Origin of the sequence: Rothia santali (assembly GCF_024199905.1) — a bacterium.
In the GTDB taxonomy this organism is placed as follows: Bacteria; Actinomycetota; Actinomycetes; order Actinomycetales; family Micrococcaceae; genus Rothia; species Rothia santali.
The window spans coordinates 1-8,854 of record NZ_JANAFB010000063.1; the positions used below are offsets into that span (position 1 = coordinate 1).

An 8,854-nucleotide genomic window follows, 5' to 3' on the forward strand; every position below is an offset into this window, starting at 1 on the left:
GTCCGGCTCGGTCGCGGCCCCGCGCGCCCGGGCCCGGACCGCGCGGGCCTCCCGCATGCTCGTCGAGGGGGTGCACGACGCCGAGCTGGTCGAGAAGGTCTGGGGCGATGATCTGCGGCAGGAGGGCATCGTCGTCGAGCCCATGCACGGCCTGGACCACGTCATGGAGATCATCCGGGACTTCTCCCCCGCCCCGCACCGCCGGCTGGGCGTGCTGGCGGACCACCTCGTGCCCGGCAGCAAGGAGTCGCGCCTCGCGGAGCAGGCGATGGCTCTGCCCGGCGCGCGGGAGAACGTCCTGTTCGTGGGCCACCCGTACGTGGACGTCTGGCAGTCGGTGAAGCCGGCCGCCGTCGGGCTCCGGGCCTGGCCTGAGGTGCCGCGCGGCGAGGACTGGAAGACCGGCATCCTGCGGCGCATCGGGTGGCCGCACGGGACGCCGGCGGAGTCCGCCCGCGGGTGGAAGAGGATCCTGGGCAGCGTGGAGACCTACGCCGACCTGGACCCGGGGATCCTGGGGCCGGTGGAGCACATCATCGACTTCCTCACCCAGGAGCAGGCGCCCTCCTGAACGCCGCCTGCGAGCCCGCGCAGAGGTCGGCCGACGTGTCGTCATGCGCGTCCGCGGCCCCTCCGCACCCGGTACCATGATCTGAGCCCTGCACGCGCGTCGGCTGCACGGGACCGAGGGACACGAGAGAAGGGGCGGGCTGCCTTGGGGCGCACTTCCACCACTGAGTCGGACACTCCGTTCGAGGGGGTCTCGGCGACCCCTCAACCGCTGAGCGTGAGGGACGACAGGGCGCTCGCGACCCTCTCCCACTTCGGCGGCGTCGCCGGCTGCCTGCCCGCGGCGGTCATCTACGCCACGGTGCGCCAGCGCGGGCGCTTCACGGCGCAGGAGTCGCGCGAGGCGCTGAACTTCACCCTGCTGCCGACGCTGGTGATCGTGGTGTGCATCGGGCTCTCGGTGATCCCGGCGATCGGCTGGGTCTTCGGCCTGGCGGCGGCCGTGGTGTGGCTGTCGATCACGATCATGTCGCTGGTGGCCGGGGTGGTGGTCAACCGCGGCAACCCGTATCAGTACCCGCTCAACACCCGCCTGCTGGACCGGATCGCCGGGGGACGCTGACCGGGTCGGGCCCGGCCGGCGTCAGTCCGCCAGCAGCTCCCGGACGACCGCGTCGCCCAGCAGCCGGCCGCGCAGAGTGAGCCGCACCAGCCCCTCCCGCAGCGCCCGCTCCTCGATGAGGCCCTGACGGGCGAGGAAACCGGTGGCCTCCCGGCCCGGGGCGCGCAGCCGCTCCAGAGGCAGCCCGTCCGCGATCCGCGCGCCCAGCATGATCTCCTCGGTGTAGCGGGTCTCTGCGTCCAGGTGCTCGCGGGCGGCCGCGGGCGAGACGCCGTCGCGCAGCCGGTTGGCGTAGGGCAGCGGGTGCTTGAGGTTCCACCACCGCACCCCGCCCACGTGCGAGTGCGCCCCCGGCCCGATCCCCCACCAGTCCTGGTTCCGCCAGTAGGCGAGGTTGTGCCGGGAGCGGGTCGCCCGCCCCGTGGACCAGTTCGAGATTTCGTACCACCGGTAGCCGGCCTCCGAGAGCAGCTCGTCGCCCAGCTGGTACATGTCCGCCTGGGTGTCGTCGTCGACCGGGACGTGCTCCCCGCGCGCGATCTGCGCCGCGAGCTTGGTGCCCGGCTCCACGATGAGCGAGTACGCGGAGATGTGGTCCGGGGCGTAGCCAATCGCCGCCCGCACCGAGGTTTCCCACTCCTCCAGCGTCTCCCCCGGCGCGCCGCAGATCAGGTCCACGGACGTCTGCAGCCCGAGCTCCTTGGCCCAGTCCACGACCTTGGGCACGTTGGCCGGGGTGTGCGTCCGGTCCAGGACCTCCAGCACGCGCGGCACGGCCGACTGCATGCCGAAGGACACGCGGGTGAACCCGGCGTCGCGCAGGGTCTCCAGGTCCTCGCGCGTCACCGAGTCGGGGTTGGCCTCGGTGGTGACCTCGGCGCCCTCCTCCAGTCCGAAGAGCTCGACGCCGGTGCGCAGGGTCCGCGCGAGGTCCTCGGCCGGGAGCCGGGTCGGCGTGCCGCCGCCGAAGAAGACCGAGTGCAGGGGCCTCCCCGCGGCGCCCGAGCGCTCCAGGACGCTGGCGGAGAAGCGCAGCTCCCGCACGGCGTCGTCGGCGTAGGTCAGCCGCCCGACGCCGTCGGCGAACTCCTCCGCGGCGTAGGTGTTGAAGTCGCAGTACCCGCAGCGCACGGTGCAGTACGGGACGTGGACGTAGAGGCTGAGCGACCGCTCGGCGGCCGTAGCACCCGCGGAGGCCGGCAGCAGGCCGTCGGCCGGCGCCGGGTCGCCGGTGGGCTGGGCGGGACTCACTTCTTGGACTTGTCCTTCGTCTCTTCGCCCGAGGACAGTGCCGCGATGAACGCCTCCTGCGGCACCTCCACGCGGCCGACCATCTTCATGCGCTTCTTGCCCTCCTTCTGCTTCTCGAGCAGCTTGCGCTTGCGGGAGATGTCGCCGCCGTAGCACTTGGAGAGCACGTCCTTGCGGATCGCGCGGATGGTCTCGCGGGCGATCACCCGCGAGCCGATGGCGGCCTGGATCGGCACCTCGTACTGCTGGCGCGGGATGAGCTGGCGCAGCTTGGTGGCCATGGCCGTGCCGTAGGAGTACGCGTTGTCCCGGTGGGTCACGGCCGAGAAGGCGTCCACCCGCTCGCCCTGGAGCAGGATGTCGACCTTGACGAGGTCAGCCTCCTGCGTGCCGTCGAGCTTCCAGTCCAGCGAGGCGTAGCCCTTGGTGCGGGACTTCAGCTGGTCGAAGAAGTCGAAGACGATCTCGGCCAGCGGCATCCGGTAGCGCAGCTCGACGCGCTCCTGGGAGAGGTAGTCCATGCCCCCCATCTGGCCGCGGCGGGACTGGCACAGCTCCATGACCGAGCCGATGAACTCGCTGGGCACGATCACGGTGCAGGCCACCATGGGCTCCTCGATCACGGAGATCTTGCCCTCGGGGAACTCGCTGGGGTTGGTCACGCGCATCGAGGATCCGTCCTCGGCCACGATGTCGTAGATGACGTTGGGCGCGGTGGAGATCAGGTCCAGGTTGAACTCCCGCTCGAGACGCTCCCGAACGATCTCCAGGTGCAGCAGGCCGAGGAAGCCGACGCGGAAGCCGAAGCCCAGCGCGGCCGAGTTCTCCGGCTCGTAGACCAGCGCGGCGTCGTTGAGCTTGAGCTTGTCGAGCGCGTCGCGCAGGATCGGGTAGTCCGAGCCGTCGATCGGGAACAGGCCCGAGAACACCATCGGCTTGGGGTCCTCGTAGCCGCCCAGGTTCTCGGCGGCCGGGCGCCGGGCGTCCGTGACCGTGTCGCCCACGCGGGACTGCCGGACGTCCTTCACGCCGGTGATGAGGTAGCCGACCTCGCCGACGCCGAGCCCGTCCGTGGGCTTGGGCTCGGGCGAGATGACGCCGATCTCCAGCAGCTCGTGATCCGCCCCGGTGGACATCATGGCGATCTTCTGCCGCGGCTTGAGGTTGCCGTCCACGACGCGGACGTAGGTCACGACGCCGCGGTAGGAGTCGTAGACCGAGTCGAAGATCATGGCGCGGGGCGGGGCGTCGGCGTTGCCCTGCGGCGCGGGGAGGTCGCGGACGATCCGGTCCAGCAGCTCCTCGACGCCCTCGCCGGTCTTGCCCGACACGCGCAGGACGTCCTCGGGGTCTACGCCGATGAGGTTGCCGAGTTCCTCGGCGTACTTCTCCGGCTGGGCGGCCGGGAGGTCGATCTTGTTGAGCACCGGGATGATGGTGAGCTCGTTCTCCATCGCCAGGTACAGGTTGGCGAGCGTCTGCGCCTCGATGCCCTGGGCGGCGTCGACCAGGAGCAGGGCGCCCTCGCAGGCGGCCAGGGAGCGGGAGACCTCGTAGGTGAAGTCCACGTGGCCGGGGGTGTCGATCATGTTCAGCGCGTAGGCGGTGCCCTCGACCTCCCACGGCATGCGGACGGCCTGCGACTTGATGGTGATGCCGCGCTCGCGCTCGATGTCCATCCGGTCCAGGTACTGGTTCTTCATCTCCCGGGGGGTCAGCACGCCGGTCGCCTGGAGCATCCGGTCCGCGAGGGTGGACTTGCCGTGGTCGATGTGGGCGATGATGCAGAAGTTCCGCAGGATGCTGGGATCGGTAGCCGCTGGCCGCGGAGCTTCGCTCGCCTGAGGTGCCACGAGTAGCTGCCCTTTCTGTGGACGGGTGCACGATGGAGTGCCGGTCGATCCTTTAGTTTCCCATGTTTTCGCATCCGGCGCTAAGCGGTGCCGCGCCTGTGGACGCCCGGCGTCACTCGCATGTGGCGCACGCAATGCCGCGTCCACCCTGGTTCACGGCGGTCGTTGCTGGTAGGCTCGACAGCTGTGTGTCCGATGGTCATCGGGCACTGCGAGCCGGTTGTCACAGGCATCCCCACGCCGCTCAGTCAAGACCGGCTCGTTTGCCCTCACTGACCTATAAGACAAAACAGAAGGTTTTCACGTGGCTAACATCAAGTCTCAGAAGAAGCGGATCCTGACCAACGAGAAGGCTCGTCTGCGCAATAACGCCTACAAGTCGGATCTGCGCACCTCGGTGCGCAAGGTCAACTCCGCCGTCGAGGCGGGCAACAAGGAGCAGGCCGTCGAGGCCCTGCGCCTGGCCGGCAAGAAGTTCGACAAGGCTGTGAGCAAGGGTGTTCTGCACAAGAACAACGCTGCGAACAAGAAGTCGGGCCTGGCCGCTCGCGTCAACGAGCTCTCTTAGTCTTCCCTAAGTAAGTGAGTCGAAGGCCCCCGCCGGATCCCGGCGGGGGCCTTCGTGCATCCCGGAGCCTTCGTGCACCCCGGAGCCTTCGTGCATCCCGGGGCTGCACTCAGCCGCGGCGTTGCTCAGCCACGGCCGTGTTCAACCGGGGCCGCGCTCAGCCGTGGCGACGCCCCGCCATGGTCAGGGTGAGGATCGCCCGCTCCATCGCGTAGACCGGGTCCTGCGCCTCGCCCTTGACCTGGGCGTCCGCCTCGGCGAGGCTGCGCACGACCTCGCTCAGCGCCTCGGAGGTGAAGCGCCGCGAGTCGCGCTGCGCCTGCTCGACCTGCCACGGAGCCATGCCCAGCGAGCGGGCGAGCTGGGCCGGGGCCTCCCGGAGGCCGTGCACCTGGCAGATGTGGCGGACCCGCATGGCCAGGGCGCCGACCAGGGGGACGGGATCGGTGCCCGAGTCCAGGGCCTGGCGCAGCGCCCGCAGCGCGAAGCCGCTGTTGCCGGCCACCGCGGCGTCGGCGACCTTGAAGGCGGTGACCTCGGCCCGGCCGCCGTAGTACTTCTCCACGATGCCGTCGGAGATGGTGGGCGGGCCGTCCTGGGCCAGCTGGCGGCACGCGGAGGCCAGCTCCCCCACGTCCCGGCCCGCGGCGGCGATGAGCAGGCGGGCGGCGTCGGGCTCGATGCGGCGGCCGGCGGACCGGACCTCCGCGTAGACGAAGTCGGACTTGTCCCGGTCGTTCTTCAGCGGCTTGCACTCGACCACCGGGTGCTTGGCCTTGGCGATCGCGTCCAGCAGCCGCTTGCCGCGGTTGCCGCCGCCGTGGGTCAGGATGACCATGGACTCGGGGTCCGGGGCGGCGAGGTAGGCCACCGCGTCCTCGAGGAACTCCTCGCTCATCTTCTCGAGCTCGCCGACCGTGACGACGCGCGAGTCGCCGAACAGGGAGGGGCTGGTGGCCATGGCCAGCGCGCCGGTGGCGTAGTCGCGGGCCGAGAGCTCGTGGACCTCGGCGCCCGCCTCGGACTCCCGGGCCAGGCCGATCAAGCGGCGTCGGGCCTGGTGGGCGAAGTACTCCTCGGAGCCCTGGAGCAGGACGACCGGGGCGGGCTCGACGTCGCGCCAGGTGGGTCCGCTCGACTGCGATCGGCTGGAACGGCGTGGTGGCACTGTGCGGTCCTTCCGGGCTCGGCGTGACCCCCTGCGCGGCGGGCCCCGTGCGGTCGCGGACCGGCCGGGCCCCGCGCGGGCGGGTCTGCTGTCCCCCTCATCTTAGGCGCGGGGAGGAGGCGCCGCACGACGGCGGCGCCGACCGGTGGACACCGGGCCCGCCGGCGGCCGCCGCGTCGCCTCAGGAGTCGTCGGCGATCTCCCCCGCGACGCTGACGCTGATGACGGACTCGACGCTGCTGAGCTGCGCGAGGAGGACGGCGAGCTCCCGGCTTCCGGAGATCTCCAGCTCGACCCCCACGGTGCCGTCCTCGAATCGATGGGGCGCGCTCTCGTGGATGGCCCAGCCGGCGGAGGTGATGACGTGCAGGATGCGCCGCAGGAGGCCGCGACCGTCGGGGTAGGTCACGATGATCGTCTCGTGGGCGGTCAGCCCGCCCGGCAGGCGCCTCGAGATCATGCTGAACCCGTAGGCCACGACGAAGTGCAGCGCCGTGACCACCAGCGCGAGCAGCCACAGCCCGGAGCCGGCGGCCATGCCGATCGCCGAGGCCTCCCAGACCGACGCCGCGGTGGTCAGCCCCCGCACGGTGCCGCGGTGGGTCAGGATCAGCCCCGCGCCGAGGAACCCGACCCCGGAGACCACCTGGGCCGCCACGCGCGACGGGTCGACGTTGACGTTCGGCCCGAGGACGGAGTCGAAGCCGTACTTGCTGATGAGCATGAACAGTGCCGACGCCGTCCCGACGATGGCCTGCGTCCGCAGCCCCGCCTTCTTCCCCCGCAGGTGCCGCTCGACGCCGATGAGGCTGGTGAGCGCGAAGGCCAGCAGCAGCTGGGCGATCTGCAGCCATCCCTGTCCGTAGAAGGCGTCCATTCCCACGCATCTCCTGTGTCCGAGCGAGGCGCTGGCGTCTCGGTCCCTGACCGAGATGTTACTCCGGGGTGGCCAGGACGGTCAGGGTGGGCGGTCGAGGCTCAGGGAGAGGTTGTCCGGCAGCGCCCCTCCCCGCCGGCCGCGCAGCGGATCCGCCCGGTAGGCGAGCACGGTGACCACCAGAGCCAGGACCGCCGCGAACACCACCGGGCCCGGGCTCGCCCCGGCCTCAACGCGCGACAGCGGCAACGACCCCGCGCCCACCCCGACCAGCTCGACCCATCGGGCTCCCCACCCCGCCGCAATCGTCAGCGATGCGCCCACCGGCGCGGAGCCCTGCAGGCACAGCGCCAGCAGCCCGGTCAGCGTCACCCCGGGAACTACCGGCGCCACGAGCAGGTTGGCCGGCAGGGTGAACGGCGCCCAGTACTCGGTCATCCACACCAGGTACGGGCCGCACCACAGCCCGGCCACGGCGGTGACCGACAACGGGTCGGCGATGAATCGCGGCATCCAACCGACCAGCACCCGGCACAGCATCGGCCCCTGCAGCACGATTCCCGCGGTGGCCAGCACCGAGAGGATGAACCCCGGCTCACCCACCAGGTGCCGGTCAGCGCATAGCAGGACGATGATGGCGATCCACAGGGTTGCGACCGCCGCCCCACCTCGGCCCAGCGCCAGCGTCACCCCGCCCAGCAGGCCCATCACCGCGGCCCGCAGCACGGATGGCTCCGGGCCGACCAGGACCACGTACCCGCCGACGGCCGCCAGGCCGACACCGATGGTCGTCGGCCGGGGGCAGCGGGTCCAGCGCACGGCGTGAACCCCGAGCAGGAACACCAACGCCACGTTGGCGCCGCTCACCGCCGTCAGGTGGGTCAGGCCAGCCGTCTTGAGCGCCTCCTCGGTCTCGGGCCGCAGGCCGGAGTCGTCGCCGTAGGTCATCCCGAGGACCAGGGCGGCCGCGTCCTGCGCGAGCTGCGCCTCGGCGCGCCGCTCCTGACCGGTGCGCAGGCGGTCCACGACGTCGCCGAGCCAGGCGGGGACGAGAGCCTCTTCCGGCCCGTCGGGGCTCCGGGGCGGTGAGGGCGTCATCGCCCCGACCTGCATCGCGTACCGGCCGCCGTCCCGCATCAGCCGCCCGAGCACGGTCAGCTCGCACGTCTGCTCCTCAGCGCCGCACGGCCGCTCGGTGCGCGCGCCCTCGGGCAGGGCCCTCCACAGCGTGATCCGCTCAGCCGGGCCGCTGTCGAGCCGCACCCCGTCCGCCTCCCGGACGACGGCGTCGAGCACCTGGGAGGAGCCGAACCGCCCCTGGACCACCCGCGCCTCCCCCTGCGACTCGACGAGCAGCCGGACGGTCCGCTCCGAGTCGGCGGCGTCCCCGAGCCGCCGGCCCGCCCCCTCGTCGGCGGGACCGATGCAGGCCACGAAGGCCGCGAGGGCGATCAGGCACAGCGTCGCCGACGCCGCGACGCCTTCCGCGATGCGCGCCCAGGACGGTCGGACGACGCGCAGCAGAAGGGGGCGGAGGACGAGATGCAGCAGCGCGGCGACCGCGACCGGCGCCAGCGCGGCCGGACGGGGAGGGACGGGCGCTCCCGCCTCCACCGCCGCCGCCGCGGCCCAGACCATCCCGGCCGCGGGGAGCAGGCGCAGGTCCGCTCCCCGCGGCCGCGGCAGGGGACGCGACTCGGATCCCGCCACCTCACACCGTGACCAGGGGCTCGAGGGAGGCCATCATCGCCTGGCCGATGCCGGGGACGGCGTCGAGTTCCTGTACCGAGGCGAACGGGCCGTTCTGCTCCCGCCAGTCCACGATCCGCTCCGACAGGACCGGGCCGACGCGGGGCAGCGCCTGCAGCTCGGTGGCCGCCCCCCCCCCCCCCCCCCCCCCCCCCCCCCCCCCCCCCCCCCCCCCCCCCCCCCCCCCCCCCCCCCCCCCCCCCCCCCCCCCCCCCCCCCCCCCCCCCCCCCCCCCCCCCCCCCCCCCCCCCCCCCC

9 protein-coding genes are annotated in these 8,854 nt (G+C 72.2%); 3 read left to right on the forward strand and 6 right to left on the reverse strand.

The window, feature by feature from the left end:
* Both NBM05_RS14705 and NBM05_RS14710 read left to right on the forward strand, forming a co-directional pair.
* Window positions 1–571 (forward strand): DUF3097 family protein (locus NBM05_RS14705; RefSeq protein WP_254168976.1); only part of this gene is annotated, 571 nt, incomplete at its 5' end.
* Window positions 572–787: 216 nt separating this feature from the next.
* Window positions 788–1,132: a DUF4870 domain-containing protein gene (locus tag NBM05_RS14710; protein WP_254168978.1), complete on the forward strand. Its 345-nt coding sequence runs from the start codon at window positions 788–790 to the stop codon at window positions 1,130–1,132.
* A 21-nt stretch (window positions 1,133–1,153) separates the two neighbouring features.
* On the opposite strand, the gene hemW is transcribed toward NBM05_RS14710, so the two are convergent.
* On the reverse strand, window positions 1,154–2,383 hold the full coding sequence (gene hemW / locus NBM05_RS14715; RefSeq protein WP_254168980.1) for a radical SAM family heme chaperone HemW: 1,230 nt from the start codon (window positions 2,381–2,383) through the stop codon (window positions 1,154–1,156).
* Complete coding sequence (gene lepA, locus NBM05_RS14720; protein WP_254168982.1) at window positions 2,380–4,236, reverse strand: translation elongation factor 4; 1,857 nt, start codon at window positions 4,234–4,236, stop codon at window positions 2,380–2,382. Before lepA ends, hemW begins: the two co-directional genes overlap by 4 nt.
* Window positions 4,237–4,540: 304 nt before the next feature.
* Between lepA and rpsT the strand changes: the two genes are divergently transcribed.
* Complete coding sequence (rpsT, locus tag NBM05_RS14725; RefSeq protein ID WP_254168984.1) at window positions 4,541–4,804, forward strand: 30S ribosomal protein S20; 264 nt, start codon at window positions 4,541–4,543, stop codon at window positions 4,802–4,804.
* Between the two features lie 157 nt (window positions 4,805–4,961).
* Here rpsT and holA read toward each other — a convergent pair whose 3' ends face one another.
* The 4 genes from holA to NBM05_RS14745 all read right to left on the reverse strand — a co-directional run bounded on the left by holA (window position 4,962) and on the right by NBM05_RS14745 (window position 8,716).
* Entirely contained in the window at window positions 4,962–5,972 is a 1,011-nt protein-coding gene (gene holA / locus NBM05_RS14730; protein ID WP_254168986.1) for a DNA polymerase III subunit delta, read from the reverse strand.
* Window positions 5,973–6,153: 181 nt separating this feature from the next.
* Window positions 6,154–6,849 carry an MgtC/SapB family protein gene (locus tag NBM05_RS14735; protein ID WP_254168988.1) on the reverse strand — a complete coding sequence of 232 codons (696 nt, stop codon included), beginning with the start codon at window positions 6,847–6,849 and terminating at the stop codon, window positions 6,154–6,156.
* Between the two features lie 81 nt (window positions 6,850–6,930).
* Window positions 6,931–8,559, reverse strand: a complete 1,629-nt coding sequence (locus tag NBM05_RS15735) for a ComEC/Rec2 family competence protein (protein WP_254168990.1) — start codon at window positions 8,557–8,559, stop codon at window positions 6,931–6,933.
* Window position 8,560: 1 nt separating this feature from the next.
* Window positions 8,561–8,716, reverse strand: coding sequence for a ComEA family DNA-binding protein (locus tag NBM05_RS14745; protein ID WP_309248182.1), 156 nt, complete (start codon window positions 8,714–8,716; stop codon window positions 8,561–8,563).
* Between the last annotated feature and the right edge of the window lie 138 nt (window positions 8,717–8,854).